This is a genomic window from Enterobacter cloacae complex sp. IR5441 (genome assembly GCF_049238215.1).
Taxonomy (GTDB): Bacteria; Pseudomonadota; Gammaproteobacteria; order Enterobacterales; family Enterobacteriaceae; genus Enterobacter; species Enterobacter hormaechei_C.
In genome coordinates this window covers 245,406-267,113 of record NZ_JBMKIA010000003.1, presented here as the reverse complement: position 1 = coordinate 267,113, position 21,708 = coordinate 245,406, and the positions used below count along the sequence as shown (strand labels likewise).

At 53.0% G+C, this 21,708-nt stretch carries 17 protein-coding genes and 3 pseudogenes; 13 read left to right on the top strand and 7 right to left on the bottom strand.

Features of this window, described 5'->3' with window-relative positions:
* Positions 1-10 precede the first annotated feature (10 nt).
* The 6 genes from ACOTX5_RS05810 (at position 11) to ACOTX5_RS05785 (ending at position 9,861) form a co-directional block, all read left to right on the top strand.
* The gene (locus ACOTX5_RS05810; protein WP_045911259.1) at positions 11-757 is read left to right on the top strand and encodes an ankyrin repeat domain-containing protein; all 747 of its coding nucleotides are present in this window, start codon (positions 11-13) and stop codon (positions 755-757) included.
* Positions 758-954: 197 nt separating this feature from the next.
* Entirely contained in the window at positions 955-2,877 is a 1,923-nt protein-coding gene (locus ACOTX5_RS05805; protein ID WP_017693289.1) for a type VI secretion system Vgr family protein, read from the top strand.
* 75 nt (positions 2,878-2,952) lie between these two features.
* A complete protein-coding gene (locus ACOTX5_RS05800) occupies positions 2,953-3,393 on the top strand; it encodes a DcrB-related protein (protein ID WP_017384279.1) in 441 nt (146 codons plus the stop codon).
* A gap of 3 nt (positions 3,394-3,396) precedes the next feature.
* On the top strand, positions 3,397-7,821 hold the full coding sequence (locus tag ACOTX5_RS05795; protein WP_139153989.1) for an RHS repeat-associated core domain-containing protein: 4,425 nt from the start codon (positions 3,397-3,399) through the stop codon (positions 7,819-7,821).
* A gap of 8 nt (positions 7,822-7,829) precedes the next feature.
* The gene (locus tag ACOTX5_RS05790) at positions 7,830-8,393 is read left to right on the top strand and encodes a hypothetical protein (RefSeq protein WP_017384278.1); all 564 of its coding nucleotides are present in this window, start codon (positions 7,830-7,832) and stop codon (positions 8,391-8,393) included.
* Positions 8,394-9,342: 949 nt separating this feature from the next.
* A complete protein-coding gene (locus ACOTX5_RS05785) occupies positions 9,343-9,861 on the top strand; it encodes a hypothetical protein (RefSeq protein WP_045911219.1) in 519 nt (172 codons plus the stop codon).
* Between the two features lie 651 nt (positions 9,862-10,512).
* On the opposite strand, the pseudogene ACOTX5_RS05780 reads toward ACOTX5_RS05785, so the two are convergent.
* Positions 10,513-10,689, bottom strand: a pseudogene (locus ACOTX5_RS05780) (hypothetical protein); the annotation flags it as partial.
* Here ACOTX5_RS05780 and ACOTX5_RS05775 point away from each other — a divergent pair.
* The 5 genes and pseudogenes from ACOTX5_RS05775 to ACOTX5_RS05755 form a co-directional block, all read left to right on the top strand.
* Positions 10,648-11,894: pseudogene (locus ACOTX5_RS05775) on the top strand (RHS repeat domain-containing protein); the annotation flags it as partial. The pseudogenes ACOTX5_RS05780 and ACOTX5_RS05775 overlap by 42 nt on opposite strands.
* 53 nt (positions 11,895-11,947) lie before the next feature.
* Positions 11,948-12,373: a hypothetical protein gene (locus ACOTX5_RS05770; protein ID WP_223832632.1), complete on the top strand. Its 426-nt coding sequence runs from the start codon at positions 11,948-11,950 to the stop codon at positions 12,371-12,373.
* Between the two features lie 186 nt (positions 12,374-12,559).
* Positions 12,560-12,940 (top strand): hypothetical protein, encoded by a 381-nt coding sequence (locus ACOTX5_RS05765; RefSeq protein ID WP_045911222.1) that lies wholly within the window; start codon positions 12,560-12,562, stop codon positions 12,938-12,940.
* 16 nt (positions 12,941-12,956) lie between these two features.
* A complete protein-coding gene (locus ACOTX5_RS05760) occupies positions 12,957-13,322 on the top strand; it encodes a hypothetical protein (protein WP_045911223.1) in 366 nt (121 codons plus the stop codon).
* Positions 13,323-13,420: 98 nt separating this feature from the next.
* Positions 13,421-13,711: pseudogene (locus tag ACOTX5_RS05755) on the top strand (YciI family protein).
* A 54-nt stretch (positions 13,712-13,765) separates the two neighbouring features.
* On the opposite strand, the gene ychF reads toward ACOTX5_RS05755, so the two are convergent.
* Positions 13,766-14,860, bottom strand: a complete 1,095-nt coding sequence (ychF, locus tag ACOTX5_RS05750; protein WP_003856650.1) for a redox-regulated ATPase YchF — start codon at positions 14,858-14,860, stop codon at positions 13,766-13,768.
* Positions 14,861-14,986: 126 nt separating this feature from the next.
* The gene (gene pth / locus ACOTX5_RS05745; protein ID WP_006810922.1) at positions 14,987-15,571 is read right to left on the bottom strand and encodes an aminoacyl-tRNA hydrolase; all 585 of its coding nucleotides are present in this window, start codon (positions 15,569-15,571) and stop codon (positions 14,987-14,989) included.
* Between the two features lie 274 nt (positions 15,572-15,845).
* Between pth and ychH the strand changes: the two genes are divergently transcribed.
* Together ychH and ACOTX5_RS05735 are read left to right on the top strand one after the other, a co-directional pair.
* The gene (gene ychH / locus ACOTX5_RS05740; RefSeq protein WP_003856655.1) at positions 15,846-16,121 is read left to right on the top strand and encodes a stress-induced protein YchH; all 276 of its coding nucleotides are present in this window, start codon (positions 15,846-15,848) and stop codon (positions 16,119-16,121) included.
* A 119-nt stretch (positions 16,122-16,240) separates the two neighbouring features.
* Entirely contained in the window at positions 16,241-17,299 is a 1,059-nt protein-coding gene (locus ACOTX5_RS05735; RefSeq protein WP_045911245.1) for a MerR family transcriptional regulator, read from the top strand.
* Here the strand turns inward: ACOTX5_RS05735 and dauA are convergent.
* From dauA to lolB, 4 genes are all read right to left on the bottom strand, one after another.
* Complete coding sequence (gene dauA / locus ACOTX5_RS05730; RefSeq protein ID WP_023296766.1) at positions 17,285-18,964, bottom strand: C4-dicarboxylic acid transporter DauA; 1,680 nt, start codon at positions 18,962-18,964, stop codon at positions 17,285-17,287. The two genes, ACOTX5_RS05735 and dauA, sit on opposite strands and share 15 nt — an antisense overlap.
* Before the next feature lie 124 nt (positions 18,965-19,088).
* Entirely contained in the window at positions 19,089-20,036 is a 948-nt protein-coding gene (gene prs, locus ACOTX5_RS05725; RefSeq protein WP_003856663.1) for a ribose-phosphate diphosphokinase, read from the bottom strand.
* A 125-nt stretch (positions 20,037-20,161) separates the two neighbouring features.
* On the bottom strand, positions 20,162-21,031 hold the full coding sequence (gene ispE, locus ACOTX5_RS05720; protein ID WP_045911246.1) for a 4-(cytidine 5'-diphospho)-2-C-methyl-D-erythritol kinase: 870 nt from the start codon (positions 21,029-21,031) through the stop codon (positions 20,162-20,164).
* Positions 21,028-21,639 carry a lipoprotein insertase outer membrane protein LolB gene (gene lolB, locus ACOTX5_RS05715; protein WP_003856665.1) on the bottom strand — a complete coding sequence of 204 codons (612 nt, stop codon included), beginning with the start codon at positions 21,637-21,639 and terminating at the stop codon, positions 21,028-21,030. Before lolB ends, ispE begins: the two co-directional genes overlap by 4 nt.
* Positions 21,640-21,708 lie beyond the last annotated feature (69 nt).

Here is a 21,708-nt window from a genome sequence, read left to right as displayed (position 1 = left end):
AAAACGGTTGATGGCTTTTGTCGCGTTATGTTTTTTATTCATGATTCAGGGGTGTAAGCAGGATATGGACCTTAATCCACAGGACTACTTCAGCGGTCAGCAGCTTGAACTGGCGAAAGCGATTGAAGAAGGCGATGTCGACGCGGTGAAGACGCTTGCACCAGACAGCGATCTTAATAAACCGGGAAAGCAGGATATGACCCTGCTTTTTTGGGCCATCGGCAACGCGATTAATGATAAAAAAACATCGCCCCATTTAAAGGTGATTACGTTGCTTGTTAAGGCCGGCGCAGATCCGCTCCAGCCTCGACCGCAGGGAAAAAGCAGTCCTGCTGAATTTGCCCTGAAGGGGGACAGCGCGGATTGGATCGATGCGATGCTGGACGGTGGCCTCTCACCCAACGTGAAAGATAAGGTCTTCCACGAACCGATCGTCTTCCAGTCGCTTAAAGCGAAAAACACAGAGACTCTGGAAGCCATGCTCGATCGCGGAGCTGACGTCAATGCAACCAATTCACTGGGTAAAACGCTGGTGTTTGATGCGCTGGATAACCAGGCTTACGAGCATGTCTTGTTACTGCTCGATCGTGGAGCGGACCCGTCAGTTAAGGCTAAAAATGGCTGGTCAATGAGTAATGCGCTTGCGGACGCGCTGAGTGGACTTGATAGAGGCAGCGAGCAATACGAGAAGTTAAATGAAATAAAAGAGAAACTTATTCAGAAAGGGGGCGTGTGGCCACCTGCGCCGGTTAAGTGATTGCTCAACTTTCATGAAAGCCAGAGATAAGGTTTTTTCCGGAGTTTCCATTAGCCTGCACTCTTTGGATTTATAAAAACGAAAGTTCGTACCTCCAGACAAATCAACCCAGCATTGCATCAATCCAAATCCATCTCGTCGAAATTAGCTTTACGTTCATAAACGTTCCCAGCATAAACCATTACGGAATAAAGATTATGCTCAACCGAATTACCGTCCAGCTCCCGGTTGAGGGGCTGCTTTTCTGGAAACTCTCCGGCCGCGAAGCGATGTCCGAGTCGTTCGCGCTGACGCTGACCCTGCTTGGTACGGACGCGCGCATTGACCGCAGCAAGCTGCTGGGCCAGCCGGTCACGGTGACCATCCCCACGCAGAACCTGCTCACCCCCCGCTATATCAACGGCAAGGTGACGCGCGTGGCGGTGAGCGCCGTGGAGCTGACGGGCACCCGCTACGCGGTGTACCAGCTGACGGTGGAGCCGGACCTGTGGCCGATGAAGCGCGACCGTAACCTGCGTATCTTCCAGGGCCAGACGGTACCGCAGATTGTCAAAACTCTGCTGGGTGAGCATCAGGTTAACCTCGAAGACAAACTTACCGGCAGCTACCGGGTGTGGGACTACTGCGTGCAGTATCAGGAATCGAGCCTGGACTTCATCAGCCGCCTGATGGAGCTGGAGGGGATTGCGTACTACTTCAGCCACGAGGCCGACAAGCATACCCTGGTACTGACCGACGCCGCCACCCAGCACCAGCCGTTCAGCGGCTATGAGGTCATTCCTTACCATCAGACGCCGTCCGGCGGCAGTACGGATGAAGAGGGCATCAGCCAGTGGGCGCTGGAGGACAGCGTCACGCCGGGAATTTACAGCCTCGACGACTATGACTTCCGCAAGCCGAACGCGTGGCTGTTCCAGGCGCAGCAGAACCCGGCGTCCCCGAAACCGGGCAGCATCGACGTGTACGACTGGCCGGGCCGCTTTGTGGAGACAGGCCATGCGGAGTTCTACGCCCGAATCCGTCAGGAGCGCTGGCAGGTGGAGCATCAGCAGATTCAGGCGACGGCCACGGCGGCGGGCATTGCGCCGGGCCACATCTTTACCCTGACCAACGCGCCGTTCTTCAGTGACAACGGCGAGTATCTGGTGACGGCGGCGGGTTACCACTTCGAGGAGAACCGCTACGCGAGCGGTGAGGGGGAAACCATTCACCGCACCGATTTCACCGTTATCCCGGCGTCGGTGTCGTACCGTCCGGCGCAGAGCACGGCGTGGCCGCGCACCTACGGCCCGCAGACGGCGAAAGTGGTCGGGCCGCAGGGCGAGAGTATCTGGACGGACAAATACGGCCGGGTGAAGGTGAAGTTCCACTGGGACCGTCTGGCGAAAGGCGATGACACCAGCTCCTGCTGGGTGCGCGTGTCGAGCGCCTGGGCGGGCCAGGGCTACGGCGGGGTGCAGATCCCGCGCGTCGGCGATGAGGTGGTGGTGGACTTTATCAACGGCGACCCGGACCGTCCGATTATCACTGGTCGCGTGTATAACGAAGCCAGCATGCCGCCGTGGGCGCTGCCGGCTGCCGCGACGCAGATGGGCTTTATGAGCCGCACGAAAGACGGTTCAGTCGACAATGCCAACGCCCTGCGCTTTGAGGACAAGGCGGGCGCGGAACAGGTGTGGATCCAGGCCGAGCGCAACATGGACACCAGCGTTAAAAATGATGAAACGCACAGCGTCGGCGGCGCGCGCAGCCATTACGTGAAGAAAAATGAACTGCATCGCGTGGAGGCTAATCAGATCCAGGCCGTGAAAGGCGGAACCGAGATCCTGACGGGTAAAGGCAAGCTGGATGCGGCGGTAGAGCAGTATGTTATTGCTTCCGGGACGAAGCTGCGGCTGGTCTCGGGCGAGAGTGCTATTGAGCTTAACGCTAACGGCAAAATTAACCTGATCGGCAAAGAGTTCAACTTCTTCGTTGAAGGGGACGGCTATATCACCACGGGCGGCAAGCTGCACCTGAATACGTCGGGCACCCAACCGGGCACAACGGCGCCGGGGTCAGGGCATAAAGGGGATATTGATGCGGCGGTGCAGGAGAAATTTACGCCCCCGGAAGAGTAACCGCTTTCTGTCTGCCGCCGGGTTGTCCGTGGCGGCACGTAAAACCCTTTAGCAATTTTAGACGCGAGTTCACCGATGAAATACACCCTCCAGGAAGGTTCCTTTACCCTTTTTCCTGCCGCCTGGCAGGACAACAGCATGAACATCATTCGCGATGACGAAAGCGGGCTGTCCGTGGTGGTCAGCCGCGGCGTTATCCCGGATGGCAGCGACTACGAACAAGAGTTTCACCGCCAGTGGGACGTGCTGCGTCCTCAGATGGGTGAGATCGCCCAGAGCGAATTTCAGCACGTAAAAGCCGGGTCTGCCGGCAACATTGATGGGGTTGAAGTTGAGACCACCTTTGACCGTAACGGCCAGCGCCTGTGGCAAAAACAGCTGGCCGTGCAGACGCCAGGCAAACCGGTACTGATGATTTTTACCCTCTCGGCCTTAAAAGCCTTTACGGAAGAGGACGAGGCGCGCTGGAGCGCACTGAAGCAGAGTCTGACGCTAAACGACAACCGGAATGTGTAAGGCATGAGCGATAACAACGCGGCCCGTAAGGGCGACGAGATTATTCACTCCAGCATTTTTGCTGATATTACCAGCATTGTGGCGGAAGGTGCCGCCTATGCGGTGATTGGCGCGGCGGTGGGCGCGGCAGCGACCGTCGCGGCCCCACTGCTGGGAGCCGGGGCCGCAGCAGCAGGCGTGGCGGCGATTGGATCCAGCTGTCTGTTGAGCGGCATTATCGGCGGGGTTCTGGCGAACGTCGCCGGGATCACCGACGATATCAGCAACGCCGCTGAAGGGCTGGGTAACGCGCTTTTCCCGCCGTCGCCTGCGGGCAAAATCACCACCGGTTCGAGCAATGTTCTGACAAATAAACTTCCCGCTGCACGCGCAGCCGGGACGTTAACGCCTGCCGATACCCCGTCCCCGGAGCCTCAGTCGCCGGGCAGCTTTGCCGACTATGCGGGCATGCTGCTCTCCGCTGCCGGACAGTTCGGCAGCGAGATGTGGCAGCCCAGCGTCGCCTCTGCTGCCGCGGGGACCTCGCCGCTGGAAGAAGACAAGGTGGCGTGTGATAAACACTCCGGGCCGCAGTATCTGGCGGAAGGCTCGAAAAGCGTCTTCATCAACGGACAGCCAGCGGTGCGCGCAAAAGATCGCACCACCTGCGAGGGCACCGTTTCCGACGACGTCTCCCCTAACGTGATCATCGGCGGTGACACGCTCACGGTCCGCGACATCAAAAGCGGCAAAACGCCGGGTCTGGCGCTGGGGATGATTGCGCTCTCCCTGCTGCGCGGGCGACCGGGCAAGATCCTGAAAAACATGCCCTGCGCGCTGGCTGCTGCCGGTGGCGGGATGCTGGCGGATATGGCTGTCAACGCCGTGTTCGGCTCCTCGCACCCGGTTCACGCCGCCACTGGCGTGAAGGTGCTGAATGACGACGACGAACTCGATTTCTCGCTGCCGGGGCGCTTTCCGCTGCGCTGGCAGCGCAGCTACAACAGCCTGACCACCCGCGAAGGGCTTTTCGGTCTGGGCTGGGCTACCACCTTTGACAGCTATCTGGCGCTGGAAGAAAACAACGCCACCTGGTTCGATGAAACCGGGCGCGAGCTGAGCTTTGAACTGCCGCCGGTCGACCGCGCGTTTTACAGCATCAGCGAAGGCATCATTATCCGCCGCAATGAGAGCGGCGATGTGGCGATAGCTGACGATGACGGCGCGGTGTGGCGTCTGTATAAACCGACCCGCGCTAACCCCTCCATCCTGCGCCTGGCCTCCCTCAGCGACGAGTACGGCAACGCGTTGCTGACGGAGTGGGATGAACACGGGCGGCTGGTCGGTCTGCACGATGAGCCGCGAGCGATCGATGTCACCCTGCGCTATGGCGATGAACGTTTCCCGCAGCGCGTTACCGCTGCCAGCCATTTCGACGGCAACCAGACATGGCCGCTGATGCATTGGGGGTACGACGCGCGCGGCCAGCTGGCCAGCGCAACGGATGCCTCCGGCGTGGTAACCCGTGAATACCGTTATAACGATGATGGACTGATGGTCTGGCACCGTCTGCCGGGTGGGCTGGAGAGCGAATACCGCTGGCAAAAATTTGACCACTGGCGCGTGGTGGAAAACCGCACCAGCACCGGCGACGGCTGTCGCTTTAGCTACGATTTAGCCGCCGGGCTGACGACCGTCGAGCACTACGACGGTCAGACGCGAAAGCATTACTGGAACGCGCAAAACCTGATTGTTCGCTACGTTGACGAGCGCGGTGAGAACTGGCGCTACGAGTGGGATGACAACGAACTCCTCACGCGTCGCATCGATCCGCTGGGTAATGCCGTTACTTTCGTCTATGACGAGATGGGCAACCGGGTGCAGGAGATCGACGCCGACGGCAATACCCGCACCACCACCTGGCTGGAGCACCGTGCGCTTCCGGCGTCCATCATCGAAGCCGACGGTAGCGCCACCCGGTTCCTGTATGACGAACATCACGGGCTGAAACGCGTGGTGGATCCGATGGGGCAGACCTCGCTGCTGCGTCGGGACGAGTTTGGTCAGGTTGTGGAAGAAGTCGATACCGCCGGGAACAGCCGCTACCAGGAGTACAACGAAGCCGGGCAGATGGTGCGTGCGACGGACTGTTCGGGCCGTGTGACACAATACCGTTATCATCCGCTGGGCTGGCTGGTGGCTGAGATAAGCGCCGACGGCGAAGAGACGCGTTACCGCTACGACGCCGCGGGGCGTCCGGTGCTGCTCGATCGCCCGGAAGGCTGGACCGAGTCGCTCAAATGGAACGAACGTGGCCTGCCGGTGAAGCATGCGGGCGCCGACGGGAAAGAGAGCGAGTTCAGATACGACGAGGCAGGGCGCTTAACCGCCACCCGTAATACGCAGGGTGAAGAGGTGCGCCGCCGCTGGGACAGCCGCGGGCGTTTGATTGCCCTGGAAAACGAAAACGGCGAAGCGTATCAGTTCCGCTGGGGCGCAGACTCGCTGCTGCTGGAAGAGGTGGGGCTGGATGGCGTGGCCTCGCAGTATCGCTACGATGCCTGCGGGCGTACGATAGCGCGCACCTTTGCCGCCGGACATCCGGAGGCCATCACCCACGCTTTCGCCTGGAGCGCGAGCGGCCAGCTGGTCGCCCGCACCACGCCGGAAGGGCAGACCCGCTACCACTACACCCCGTCCGGCCTTCTGAGCCGGATTGGGCTGCATCCCGCGCTTTCAGCCGATGCCTGGAGCGCCGAGGCCGAGCAGGAGCTTGTGTTTGAGTATGACGCGCTCGGGCGCGTCACCCGCGAAACGGGCGAGCACGGGGAGCTGGCGTGGGAGTATGACGCGCTGGGTAACCGCACCTCCGTCACGCTGCCCGATGGTCGGGAGCTGAAACAGTTCTACTACGGCAGCGGGCATCTGCTCAGCATCGCGCTTGATAAGCTGTCGGTCTCCGACTTTACCCGCGACGAACTCCACCGTGAAACCAGCCGCACCCAGGGGCTGCTAACCACACGCAGCGAATATGACCGTCTTGGCCGACTGCATCGCCGGGACGTCTTTACCGGCAATGCCCAGCGCCCGTCGCCGCGCCGCTGGTCCCGCCGCTGGGATTACGACTATCGCAATAACCTGGTGCGGGAAGAGCGGGACGATAACCCGTTCAGCTGGTACCGCTGGCAGTATGACAGCGCCGGACGTCTGCTGGTTCAGGACGGCACGCTGCCCGGTCAGGAGCAGTGGCGCTGGGATGCGGCGGGTAACCCGCTCGAAGGCTCTGCTGAGAAGGTCACGCACAATCGGCTGACGCAGCTGAACGGCATTCGCTGGCGCTATGACGTCCACGGCCGCACCGTGGAGAAAGATAACGGACAGACCCGCTGGCACTACCGCTACGACGGCGAGCACCGCCTGACGGAGGTCATCAGCCAGCCGCGGGACCGCGACAGGCCGCAGACGCAGGTCAGCTTCCGCTATGACCCACTCGGACGACGCATCAGCAAAACGCGTCGCCAGATGGTGGGCGAACAGCCAACCGGTAACCCAGTCACCACCCGGTTTGTCTGGGAAGGGTTCCGGCTGTTGCAGGAGGTGCACGGGGATGTGCCGCTGACCTACGTCTACAGCGATCAGGACAGCTACGATCCGCTGGCACGTATTGACGGCGTTGATGCCCCGGAAATCTTCTGGTTCCACTGCCAGCCCAACGGCACGCCGGAGCGGATGACGGATAGCGAAGGGCAGGTGCGCTGGGAAGGGGTGAACAGCGCCTGGGGCAAACTGCTGCGGGAAAGCGAGACGCAGGTATCAGGATATTCCCAGAACCTGCGCATGCAGGGACAATACCTGGACCGTGAGACAGGGCTGCACTACAATCTGTTCCGGTATTACGACCCGGACTGCGGAAGGTTTACGCAGCATGACCCGATAGGGCTGGCGGGGGGGATAAACCTTTACCAGTATGCGCCGAATGCGCTGGGTTGGGCAGATCCGTGGGGGTTGACTCCTGACGATCTCATTCGTTACCGGCCACATGATTCTCTTTCTGCTCAAGGTGGAGCTAGAAGCTCTGCTATTTCTAGGGCATGGGTGCAAGAAAAAGCCTTATTGCAGGATGGTGGGGCTGGCACAAGAAATTGGACAGCGCAAGAGAGGGATTTAATTTTGAAGACGCCCAACAAGAGCCTAACCTCTGTGATGTCCCGGGCAGGCTATACCGGGCATCATATCAATTCGGTAGAAGGCAATGGTACACTTGGTTCCAAATGGCAAGGTGATCCGAGGAACATTGTATTCTTGAAAAATCATAACCATCCCGACAAGTTCAATGAGCATGTCCATGGTGATCAAGGACATAGAGGGAATACTAAGAACTCGACGCGTGGGCGCTTAATCGATAGAGAAAGAACACTAAAATCTAGACAACGATGTAAGCAATTATAGGTGGAAAGATGAACATAAAAAATGCAGTCCAAGATCTTGTGAACAAATTTAAAATGAATGAATTGAATATGGGAGAGATAGACTATACAGACGATGAAAATGAGACTTCTTTTCCCGTGAATTTAAATGGGGAGGTTGATTTTTTTTATCGTCATTTGATTTTAAATGACAGTCCAACATTTGATGGTACTTTTTATTTACAGATTATTGAACCTCAAGATCTCAACGAAATATTATCCGGTTGGCGAGTTCAAAATGATACGGCTTGGCGCGATGAATATATAATCTTTGCTGAAAGAAATGGTGACGTTCTTTTTTGTGACACCCAAAATCTAACATCTCCTGTTTATGGTAGCATTCAAAAACGAAACTTTATAATTTCTGGTTCCTTAGCTGACTTTTTGAATGCTTTTTGTTCTGCTATTGAGATGGAACAAAATAATTATGATGGTGATGCTACAGATGATGAATTTAATTTAAGAGAAGATTTTCTGGAAGATATCGATGTGATGCTTAAAACTAAACTAAAAGATGTTGAGGTTGAAGGGTTTAAGAAATTCTTTTTTGGTTAGTTTTTAAGTTTTTTAATAATAAAGATTTACTGTCTTAGATACCTCCTTGCTTCTAAAAGCATTTATTTCTTATTCCCCTTTTTATAGGTGAGGAGGTTTATTTGCTATTGCTAATGAATAAACACATGAATAATACTTACATCTCTTGTAGAAAAAGGAAACGAATTTCATGATAAAAAAATAAGCCGAGGCTTTAGAGCAATAACAAAATGTCCGGCAGGCTCTTCCTGAGCCGCAGATCGAATGGAAAATTGCCAACTGCAACTCTGCGTACATGTACAGTGCTTGCTTTGCTCTCAAGGAGAACGATGAGGCGAAAAAATGGGGGGAGAGGATACTTAGTACACGTGGATCGGATATAGAGACAGCGCCGTTAATCGACCTCGGCATGGTTTTTTATGAGTTGAATCAATTTGATGAAGCGTACAAATATTTTAATGATTCTTATAACTACGTCAAAGAACGAACGTTTCAAGACAGAGCTGAAAAATACCTTGAGTTCTATTTTCCTAAGAGTGCGCAAGTTCGTTTTTTTCATAAAAAACAAATCAAACTTTAAACAAGAAGTTCATCCCATCGCCATTTTTAACGATTTGATTTTTTGCTTTCTGCACGCAACTTCCCTTTTTCTTTACGTCATGCTCATTCTTTTAAGTGTAAAGTCTTTAGATATTAGACTCTGAGCATTTAAAAGTCTTTTACCATCTGTACGCAATAATGAAATTATGACAACTGCGATCGTCTGCTGGTAATCCACCTCGAACGACTTGCTGGAAAGGACACGCACAACCCCCTGACGCATGCTTAATCCGTTAAATCAAGGGGAATTGGCTCCTAAGCACGTTGATCCAACAACGCCAGGTAGATCGTATGTATTACCATCAGTATGGGCAGAATGGCTTGAAGAAGTAGCGATTCCAGGCTCCGGTAATGTAAAATAGGTTACTATATGAATATTAATAAAGATGATGATCTCCTTGTGATAGTAAAGAAAGAAGGAATATATTATTGGTTCGTGGCGTTCAAAGAAATGTGGATTTTAGATAGAATTAAATGGATAGAGGGTTTTGTGAAAAGTGAGGTGGAAATAAATCTACAGGATGTCCATAAGGAAAGATATGACATACCCGTAGTAAATGAAGAAAACGCGCAGATATTTATTGATGGGTTAATTAAAGATGGCTATTCATTCGATAAGGATGACATAGCTGATGAGTTTTTTAGTAGGCTTTCGCAAAAAACAACTTGGTGGGATATATATGATCTTATGCCGGATTTGCTTATAGATTTTGATAATAAAAGACTATATTCGGAGTATGTTGAAAGTATGCATTATCAAAAATATGTTCCTGATGGTTGGCAAGGTGAGCTTGTTGATTTCTGCGGTAATGGAACGTTACCTCAAGATGAAATGTTCTGGATAAAGAATGGAACAAATCATAGAAACGTTATCATTGCTGAAGGGTAAAAAAAATTTTCAGCATACCATTTTAGATTATGCAATTGTCTTACAACACGCGAGTTAGTTTTTGTGTTAACCGATAAAAAGCCATTATTAACCGTTGTAACCCTATTTGATGCTTAGGGCAAAAGCTTCTTTGCCTGCACTGCCACGAGGCACATTTTTCTATTACTTAAAAATCATCTGAACGAAGAAGGGGTTGTTGTCTTTAGCTATGTGGAAAATCAAAATGGCTGGCATGATTGGTTTTATTTAAATGGTATGAAGCGTAACGCGTTGTCTCGATCAGGCCCTGCTTATTATGATAAAATGCGATTCAAAACTTTTAACGATTCCCGCTCGCAAAAAAAAAGGATTTAGAAGATATATTATTGTCGACCGGCAGACCTCTCCTAAGAAACGGTGGTGTCAGCCTCGCTAAGTATTAGAGTCTGGCCTTACTTGTTGAGTGATTAATCGAGGTGCCTTTTCAGACGTTAAAGCTTGCGACTACACAAATCATTTCTTTGGAGGTGAGCAAGAAGTCAGATCTCTAAGATATTTTTTTGACTCCCTAATAAAAAATGTACGTGAAAGCGTGGATTTTTCCCGTTCATAAAAATTAAACGTAAACAAGAAGTTCATCACATCGCCATCTTCAACAATGTAGTCTTTTCCTTATGCACGCATCTTGCCTCCTTCTTTCGCGCCTGGCCCTTCCTGACCCAGCTCTTCCATAAACTCTTCACGGTCGGCATCGTCCAGTTCAGTATTATCGGATTCAACCGTGGCGCAAACTACTAACACTAACGAACCCGCAGCGAATATGACCGTCTTGGCCGCCTGCATCGCCGGGATATAGTTACCGGTAATTTTCAGTGCTCTTGGTTGCACCGCTGGGATACTACCGGTAACCCGCTCGAAGGATCTGCTGAGAAGGTCACGCACAACCGCCTGACGCAGCTGAACGGCATTCGCTGGCGCTATGACATCCATGGTCGCACCGTGGAGAAGGATAACGGCCAGACCCGCTGGCACTACCGCTACGACGGCGAGCACCGCCTGACGGAGGTCATCAGCCAGCCGCGGGACCGCAACAGGCCGCAGACGCAGGTCAGCTTCCGCTATGACCCACTCGGACGACGCATCAGCAAAACGCGTCGCCAGATGGTGGGCGGACAGCCAACCGGTAACCCAGTCACCACCCGGTTTGTCTGGGAAGGGTTCCGGCTGTTGCAGGAGGTGCACGGGGATGTGCCGCTGACCTACGTCTACAGCGATCAGGACAGCTACGATCCGCTGGCACGTATTGACGGCGTTGATGCCCCGGAAATCTTCTGGTTCCACTGTCAGCCCAACGGCACGCCGGAGCGGATGACGGATAGCGAAGGGCAGGTGCGCTGGGAAGGGGTGAACAGCGCCTGGGGCAAACTGCTGCGGGAAAGCGAGACGCAGGTATCAGGATATTCCCAGAACCTGCGCATGCAGGGACAATACCTGGACCGTGAGACAGGGCTGCACTACAAACTGTTCCGGTATTACGACCCGGACTGCGGGCGGTTTACGCAGCAGGACCCGATAGGGCTGGCGGGGGGATAAACCTTTACCAGTATGCGCCGAGTGCGCTGGGTTGGGTGGATCCGTGGGGGTTGAGCCGTAAATGTAAGGATCCATCTAAAGAAGCAACGAAGTGGCAAGGCCCTGGAAATGATGATTATCCCGGTATTGATGTTTATAAGAATAGGAAGCTTAAAAAAGGTACAATTCTATATGCTCTTTACCCGAATGGAAATCAGCAACTCTCATATACTGTGACATTCCCAACAGTCAATCAATATAGAGGTGATCCTTTGGGTTATCATCAAGCGTTACAGGTAAAATTAGATCCTCGATGGCCCGTACGTACGAAATTAAGAGCTTTCTATGTAAGCGAAGACATAGATGTTGCTTACGGTAGAGCAGCAGCCAATAAGTTGTATGGAGATGGGGGAGGACTTCAGTTCTTTATCCCAGAGGAATCGAGACATCTTTTAACCCCAGGAAAGATTATAGATATATGATAAACCTAAATTTTAATCCGAAAACGGGAAAGCTAACTTTCGATGATCTAACTATGGAGATTGATACTGAAGAAGGATTTTGCAAAAGTAAACTTTATCACAAACTAAATACGTTTGGTTCTGTAAGGAAATACATACCTTATCACTATCTTATTGATTCGGTGGTTTTTTTCGATAAAGAATTTGAAATTAACATACGGCCAATAAGTTTTGGTTTTCCTTTTATGGTTCATCTTGTCGATAAGGATAGTGAATATTATAAATCCCTAAATGACTGGGATGCGAGAACTAATATTAACATGCTAAAAAATTCAGTGAAAAATTTGTCTGATTGGCTAAGTCTTTCTCTGAATTTAGGTGTTCCTGACATTACGGAAACAGAAATGATTAGATGGGATTGCGAATGGGGCCGAATTTCTGTTTCGTATGAGACAAAGTCATTCAACCATGGTATATATATAGTTTGGAGTTCAATATAATTAATCACTAAAACATGGCTAAATTAAGTTATTGACTAATGAAATCACCCATTTACTTTTAACTTAACTTAACTTAACTTAACTTAACTTAACTTAACTTAACTTAACTTAACTTAACTTAACTTAACTTAACTTAACTTAACTTAACTTAACTTATAATTATTGAATTTAAAAGCTATAGAGAAAATGAAAATAACTAATCGACTGAAAAAGAAGTTATTAGTCCTTGATGGCATTGACAATGATTTCATAGAGTATGGAAAGGAAATAACATGCCCTGAATGCGAGGGGGTAATAGTCTACTCTATCGTAAACTCATATGAGTTTGACACGCTCACAGAAGAGGTAAAATGCTTTTTGGTTAAGAAAATGAGAGGTGTGAAGCTTGATAGTGAACATAAGAAATATAGCTATGATGAAAGCCAATTAGATGTTTCGAAAAACACATGTTCAAAGTGTTTAAAAGAGTTTTCCGCTGTATTAACGTATAAAGAAGTGCAGCCAGCCCGATACCGGGTATATCTTGTGGGGCTTTTTGAAGGTGATTTGAAGCAGATCAAACTTTAAACGTTGAGGTTTACCAATGATTGAAAATCTCATTTGTATTAAAGAAAAAGACCTGCTTCAATGGGCGTGTGGTGAAAGTAACATACTGGTTAGTGTGTCATTTTTAAGCTATGCATTGGTCGACTTAACACGCCAGTTAGTCTTTGTGTTAAGCGAGCCTAAGCCATTACCAACCGTTTTGACCATCTTCAATGCTCAGGGCGAAAAACTATTTTGGTCTGCCCCTCCTGAAGGTGCGACTTTCTATTACTTAACATTCAACCTGTCAAAGGAAGTGATCGTTGTCTGTAGCTATCCAGCAAAAAAAAATGGCTGGCATGATTGGTTTTATTCCTGGGATATGAAGCGTAACGTGTTGTCTCAATCGGGCCCTGCGTATTAAGTTCAAAAGCGCCAAAAATGATAACTATAACCGGTGGCAAAAAAGGAACTGTATCAGCAGTTATATCAAGCAGTTTAAAAAAGGCTACGAGGAAAAAGATGACTACGGTTTACATTGTCATATTGACGTATATAAACCCCTTGAGGAGGTTGACGCAACGATACCTTCTCATGTTGAGTGACTAAAAAAGGGTATTCAGAGGGGATATTTCTGACTTCCGGAAGACGGATCCCAAGAACTGGTGGGGTCATTCTCGCTAAATCTGAGAGTCCTGCATCTCTTAAAGAGCGCTAGCGCGAGGGCTCTTTTCAGGCGTTAGGCTTGTTTCTGCCGAAATCATTCCCTTAGATTCCAGCATGAAAACTGATCTCTTAGACAATGTGTTTTAACCTCACAATAAAAAAATCCACGCCAAAGCGTGGATTTTTTTCATTCAAAACAAATCAGACGTTAAACAAGAAGTTCATCACGTCGCCATCTTTAACGATGTAATCTTTCCCTTCCGCACGCATCTTGCCTGCTTCTTTCGCGCCTTGCTCACCCTTGTAGGTGATGAAGTCTTCAAACGCGATAGTCTGCGCACGAATGAAGCCTTTCTCGAAGTCGGTGTGGATCTTACCAGCCGCCTGAGGCGCGGTCGCTCCCACAGGGATGGTCCACGCACGCACTTCTTTCACGCCAGCGGTGAAGTAGGTTTGCAGATTCAGCAGCTCATAGCCCGCGCGGATCACGCGGTTCAGGCCCGGCTCTTCCAGACCCAGCTCGGCCATGAACTCTTCACGGTCGGCGTCGTCCAGCTCAGCGATGTCGGATTCAACGGCAGCGCAAACCGCCACAACTACAGAACCTTCAGCCGCAGCGATTTCACGCACTTTGTCGAGGTACGGGTTGTTCTCGAAACCGTCTTCGTTGACGTTGGCGATGTACATGGTTGGCTTCAGGGTCAGGAAGCTCAGGTATTTGATCGCCGCTTTGTCTTCGTCAGTCAGGTTTTTCAGCGCGCGCAGCATGCCCGCGTTTTCCAGCTGTGGCAGACATTTTTCCAGCGCAGCCAGTTCCGCTTTCGCGTCCTTGTCGCCGCCTTTGGCTTTCTTCTGCACGCGGTGAATGGCGCGCTCGCAGGTGTCAAGGTCAGAGAGGGCCAGCTCGGTGTTGATGACGTCGATGTCGTCAGCCGGATCCACTTTGTTGTTAACGTGGATAATGTTGTCGTTCTCGAAGCAGCGCACAACGTGGCCGATCGCTTCGGTTTCACGGATGTTGGTCAGGAACTGGTTGCCCAAGCCTTCACCTTTGGATGCGCCTTTTACCAGGCCCGCGATGTCCACGAACTCCATGGTGGTTGGCAGAATGCGCTGTGGCTTCACGATTTCCGCGAGCTGGTCCAGACGCGGATCGGGCATAGGAACAACACCGGTGTTCGGCTCGATGGTACAGAACGGGAAGTTCGCCGCTTCAATACCTGCTTTGGTGAGCGCGTTGAACAGGGTGGATTTGCCAACGTTTGGCAGACCGACGATACCGCATTTGAATCCCATTTCTAAATCACCTTAATATCTTGATAATCAATCCGTTAACGATAACCGATTGAAGAAAAGTAAATAACTACGCCTATTATACACGTAACCCGCGCGACGCGCGGTAAAAAAGCCCCAGGGCGCCGTTTATTGCGCTTTGAAAGCGTGCAGTCGATTGGTGGCTTTCGTCAGGCCGTCCTGAAGCCAAATCTCGGTGCAGCGGGCCGCTTCGTCCACCGCTTCGTCAATCAACTTCTGCTCAGAAACCGGGGGTTTACCCAATACGAAACCAACAACTTTGTTTTTATCGCCCGGATGGCCGATTCCCACGCGCAAACGGTGGAAATTAGGGTTATTACCCAGTTTGCTGATGATGTCTTTCAGACCATTATGGCCGCCATGACCGCCGCCCAGTTTGAACTTCGCCACGCCTGGCGGCAGGTCCAGTTCGTCGTGGGCCACCAGGATCTCATCCGGATTGATGCGATAAAACGTTGCCATGGCCGCCACGGCTTTGCCGCTCAGGTTCATAAAGGTGGTTGGCACCAGCAACCGCACGTCAGCACCCGCAAGATTGATGCGTGAGGTATACCCGTAAAACTTGGGTTCTTCACGCAGGGGAGCGCGCAAACGCTCCGCCAGCAGATCAACATACCAGGCACCGGCGTTATGGCGGGTAGCGGCATACTCTGCGCCCGGATTGGCGAGGCCGACAATCAGTTTAATCGTCACGATTTACTTCCTAATGGGTTCCAGATCTGGCGCGTAGTTTACTGTCTGGCGCGCCGCTTGACAAAGTTCTGCCTGCGGTACACCGAAATGCGAATAATTTCCTCTTTGAACAATTAGAATTTCAAGCTGTTCAATGTCTTATTTGTAAATTTTTGTCCGGGAGTGATCTGTAAATGTGATCATTCACGCAACTCATATAAGAGGCGTTGTCTATACTTTACACACAAGGAGAAGGGGCTTTTCCCCTGACAACCCAAAGTTCCGGAGGTGACATATGAAACGCAAAAACGCTTCAATGCTCGGTAACGTGCTAATGGGGTTGGGACTGTTCGTGATGGTCGCCGGTGTCGGTTATTCAATCTTAAACCAATTACCGCAGCTTGACCTCCCACAATACTTTGCGCATGGCGCGGTGCTGAGTATCTTCCTAGGTGCGGTATTGTGGCTCGCCGGGGCGCGCGTGAGCGGACATGAGGAAGTCTGCGATAAATACTGGTGGGTGCGCCATTACGATAAACGATGCCGCCGCGACCAGCGCAAGCATAGCTAGTGCCCCATAAAGAACACCGAAACGACTTCATCTGAAGTCGTTTTTTTTGCATGACGCATTGACCCTCACGTAACGTAAGGCTCCAGAGTAACGACACTGGCAGAATAAAAGGAGCCGTTATGTTGATACAGGTGGGTGAACTGGCGAAACGTGCCGGGATCACCGTGCGGACTTTGCATCACTACGAGCAAACAGGGCTGTTGTTACCTTCTGCCAGAAGCGCGGCAGGCTACCGGCTTTATAACCTGGCGGATGTGCAGCGTCTGCATATGATCCAGACGCTGGCAAAAGCCGGGCTGGAGCTTGCCGAAATCAGGGATTTTCTGGAACAGCGTTCGCTGTCATTAGCCGAATTACTCGACGGGCAAATCACTCTGCTGGACAAGCAACTGCGTAGTATCCATACGCTGCGCAACCGGCTGGTGGAATTGCGTACCGGGCTGACCGACGATGCGACGCCGGATCTGGAATCCTGGCTACAGACTCTGGAGTTAATGAATATGTACGATCGCTGGTTTAGCAAAGAAGAGTTGCAGCAACTACCGTTTGCGGTAGAGAAAGAGGCGCTGGCGGATATCTGGTCGGGTCTGGTGACGGAGGTTAAACACTTGCTGGAACAGAACGTCAGCGTCACGGACGCGCGGGCGACCGATTTGGCTTCACGGTGGATGGAACGCCTGGAGCAGGATACCGCAGGCAAACCGGAATTTTTGACCCGTCTGAACGAGATGCACAGCGTGGAGCCGCAGATGCAGGAGCAAACCGGCATTACGCCGGAGATAACTGATTACATCACGCGGGCGTTTGCCGAATCAAAGCTCAGCATCTGGGAGAAATATCTCACTGCCGAAGAGATGGCCTTTACCCGGGCGCACTACTTTGACCGGATGATGGAGTGGCCGCCGCTGGTGGCGAAGCTGCATCAGGCGCAGCAGGATAATCTCAGTCCCGCTTCTGACGATGCGCAAAAGCTGGCAGAAAAGTGGCTGGTTTTATTCCAGTCCTATGCAGGAACAAACCCGCAGACCCAGCAAAAATTTCGCCTCGCCATGCAGCAGGAGCCGCATCTGATGAAAGGCACGTGGATGACGCCTGCCGTGCTTGAATGGCTCCAGCAGGCGATCGGGGTGATGATGCAAAGACGAGTCTCTGCATCAGATGACTCACAGATCCGCTAACGCAGCTTCACGGTTAGGGTAGAAGGACAATCGGCCAGGGATCGGCTGCACGCCCGCGCGCGCCATGGTGCGCAGGGGCTGGAATTCAAGGTTACTTATCCGCAGCTCGCAGCCTTCCGGCAGGCGGGCAACAAAGCGCTGGAAGGCATCCAGACCGCCGGCATCCAGCACCGGGACGGCATCCCACTTCAGCACCACAATCCGTTTGCCCGCGATGCGGGATTCCAAATCGCTGAACAAACCTTCCGCTGCGGCGAAGAACAGCGGACCAATCACGCGCAGCACCAGCACATCGTCAGGCACCTCAACGTTAACCGGGGAGAGACGCGTCATCTGCGCGATGCGGCGCATAAACAGCAGCGAGGCCAGCACAATGCCGACGCTGATGGCGATAACCATATCGAACAGTACGGTCAACGACATGCAGATCAGCATCACGATAATGTCGTCTTTCGGCGCACGGCGCAGCAGGTTAACCACCTTATGCGCCTCACTCATGTTCCAGGCCACCATCAGCAGCAACGCAGCCATGGCAGAGAGTGGAAGCCATGAAAGCAGCGGGGCAAGGATCAGCAGCGCCATGATCACCAGCAGGGAGTGAATGACCGCCGAAACCGGTGATGTCGCGCCCGCACGTACGTTCGCGGCGGAACGGGCAATCGCAGCCGTAGCGGTAATACCGCCGAAGAACGGTGCAACGATGTTCCCTAAGCCCTGGCCGACCAGCTCGCTGTTGGCTTTGTGCTTAGTGCCGGTCATGCCGTCGAGCACGACGGCGCAGAGCAGGGATTCAATCGCTCCCAACATTGCCATGGAGAACGCGGCAGGCAGCAGAGCGCGAAGGGAATCCCAGCTTAGGGTGAAGCTTGAGCCCGGCATGTCCCACGGCAGAACCAGCTGTGGCAGCAGCTGCGGAATGCCGCTGCCCTGTGAGCCGTCCGCCAGAACATAGTGGAACTGGGAGCCAATGGTGGCGACCTGTCCACCGAGCAGGTTGACGACGCCCATCACCGCGCAGCCCAGCAGCAGAGCGGGCAGATGCCCCGGGAGACGAATGCCTAAGCGAGGCCAGACGATAAGTGTGCCGAGGGTAACGATGCCAATGGCTGCATCGCCCAGGTTGGCCGTCGGCAACGCCATAAACAGCGCGCCCACTTTCTGTAAATAGTGCTCCGGAACATGGGCCATTTGCAGGCCGAGGAAATCCTTAATCTGCATGGTCCCGATGGTAATCCCAATCCCCGAGGTGAACCCCAGCGTTACGGAAAGGGGAATATATTCAATCAGGCGACCAAAGCGGGCCAGACCAAACAGAATTAAAAAGATGCCGGACATCAGGGTGGCAACCAGCAGGCCTGCCAGACCAAACTGTTGGGAAACCGGGTAGAGGATCACCACAAAGGCGGCAGTCGGGCCGGAGACGCTGAAGCGGGACCCGCCCGTCAGCGCAATCACAATCCCCGCAACGGCCGAGGTGTACAGCCCGTACTGCGGCGCGACGCCGCTACCAATCGCCAGCGCCATCGCCAGCGGGATGGCAATAATCCCGACGGTGATCCCGGCTATCAGGTCACGAACAAAGCGTGACGATGTGTATTTCTCTTTCCAGCAGGCGTCGATGAGGGCGCGAAAGGGCAGAACATGTGAGGAGGTTACGTTTTTCACAATTATCTATCATCCGTGTGCGCATCATCTGTCATGTGAATGGCAGGTGAAGGAGGCATAAGTCATACAAATAAATACTATAAACAAAAAAACCCGCCGTAGCGGGTTTTTTGGCCGTGTTCGATCAGTGTTCGAACATTGCAGAGATCGATTCTTCGTTGCTGATACGACGAATCGCTTCGGCCAGCATCCCGGACAGAGTCAACGTACGCACGTTTGGCAGCGCTTTGATCTCGTCGCTCAGTGGAATAGTATCGCAGACCACAACTTCGTCAATGACGGAGTTACGGAGGTTGTTTACCGCATTGCCGGAGAAGATCGGGTGAGTGGCGTAAGCGAATACGCGTTTCGCACCACGCTCTTTCAGCGCTTCAGCGGCTTTACACAGCGTACCGCCGGTATCGATCATGTCGTCCACCAACACGCAGTCGCGGCCAGCCACGTCACCGATGATGTGCATCACCTGAGAAACGTTAGCGCGCGGACGGCGTTTGTCGATGATCGCCATGTCGGTATCGTTCAGCAGCTTCGCGATAGCACGAGCACGTACCACGCCGCCGATGTCCGGAGAAACCACAATCGGGTTGTCCAGATTCAGTTGCAGCATGTCTTCCAGCAGGATTGGGCTGCCGAATACGTTATCAACCGGCACGTCGAAGAAGCCCTGGATCTGCTCTGCGTGCAGGTCAACCGTCAGTACGCGGTCAACGCCGACGCTGGACAGGAAGTCAGCGACAACTTTAGCGGTGATTGGCACACGCGCGGAACGGACGCGACGGTCCTGACGTGCATAGCCAAAGTAAGGAATAACAGCAGTGATACGGCCAGCAGAAGCACGACGCAGCGCGTCGACCATAACAACCAATTCCATCAGGTTGTCATTCGTTGGAGCACAGGTGGACTGGATGATGAAAATATCACCACCGCGTACATTTTCGTTAATTTGTACGCTGACTTCGCCGTCGCTAAAGCGACCTACAGCGGCGTCGCCGAGGGAAGTGTACAGGCGGTTGGCAATACGTTGTGCTAGTTCCGGGGTGGCGTTACCAGCAAAAAGCTTCATATCAGGCACGAGAAGAACCTCAGGCATGCGTCCAGTGGTGGATAGCGTTCGCCGCAAACTGCGGGGCCTAAGCAAACGCTATCCAGGCGGTGTATTAAAGAGCGCGATGCAACGTCTGGAACAGGGTGACGTTGTCACCGAAACTCAGTCTGCGCCAGAATGGCCTGCTGTAGGGGGGAGGTGTTCATCCCGCGTGCTACAAAACCATGCAGCCAAACCGGCGCTTGCTCAAGCACCTGACGGGCGGCGGTTTCCGTGTCAAATTCAGCAAAGACACAGGCCCCTGTACCGGTCAGGCGCGACGGCGCGTATTCTAACAGCCAGGAAAGCACCGCATCAACCTCGCGAAAACGTTTTCTTGCGATATCCTCGCAATCGTTGCTGAATTCACAATTTAATAACGTTTTTATTGACCGTGCCGGGGTATTTCTTTTCAGGTCAGGATCTTTAAAGATGACCGGGGTAGGAATGCTCACGCCGGGGTGAACGATCAGATACCATTTTTCCGGCGGATCGACCGGCGTGAGGATTTCACCGACACCTTCAGCGAACGCCGCGTGGCCGCGCACAAACACCGGTACATCGGCGCCCAGCGTCAACCCTAACGCTGCCAGTTCGTCCGTCGTCAGACCGCTGCCCCAGAGGTGGTTAAGCGCCACCAGTACAGTTGCGGCGTTTGATGAGCCGCCGCCAAGACCGCCGCCCATCGGCAGGCGTTTGTCGATACGGATATCCGCACCGCTTCCCGCCGGCAGACGACCCGACGTCGACGCCGTTTTCATTAGCAGGCGGGCAGCGCGCACGATCAGGTTATCGTCATGCGCCACGCCGTCGACCGGCGTCAGCAGGCAAATCTGCCCGTCCTGACGCGGTTCGATGGAGATGGTGTCGCCGTAATCGACAAACTGAAACAGCGTTTGCAGGGTGTGATAGCCGTCAGCGCGCTGCCCGGTAATGTAGAGAAACAGGTTCAGTTTTGCGGGAGAGGGCCAGTGGGTCATCATTTAACGATCCAGTTGTCCATTTTCAGCTTGATACGCTGGCTACCCTGCGTCAGCTCCATATTGGACGGCAGCGACGGTTGCGTCTTGCTGTCATACGCGCTGTACACCACTTTCCAGGTTTTACCGCCCTGGGTGTAGTTCACCTGGCTCAGACGGTATTGATCGTCGAGCGTATAGTCGGTTGCGTCACCCGGCAGGCCGAGGATCCACTGGCGCAGACTATTGAGCGGAATCGGCATTCCGGTCAGCTTGCCAATCATCTCTTCGGCGTCGGTTGCCGTGTAATGCTGGCCTTTGTTATCGGTGATCTGCGCTTCGCCAGGCTTCGCGTTAAGCTCCAGCTCGGTGCTGCCCAGCGGGTTCAGCAGCAGCAGGCGATAGTTGTCCTGACCCGTTTGCTGCCAGAAGAAGCGAGCGTAAACTTTTTGTTCGTCAGAGAGATAAGCAAATGCACCGCGGGTCTGGTACTGGCTTAATTTCAGCACGTCCTGCTGGTGCTGACGCCACTGCGGTGAGTCAGGGCTTTTGCCCGGGCCTTTCGGCTGATGAACGGAACAGGCGGTCAGAACCAGGGCCGCCAGAGGCAGCAGGCGAATCATTCGGGTCATAATGATGACAAATCCTTGAGATACGTTGCAGTTATAACTGTTAATGCTAGCGTTGAAGGGTGCCACCGT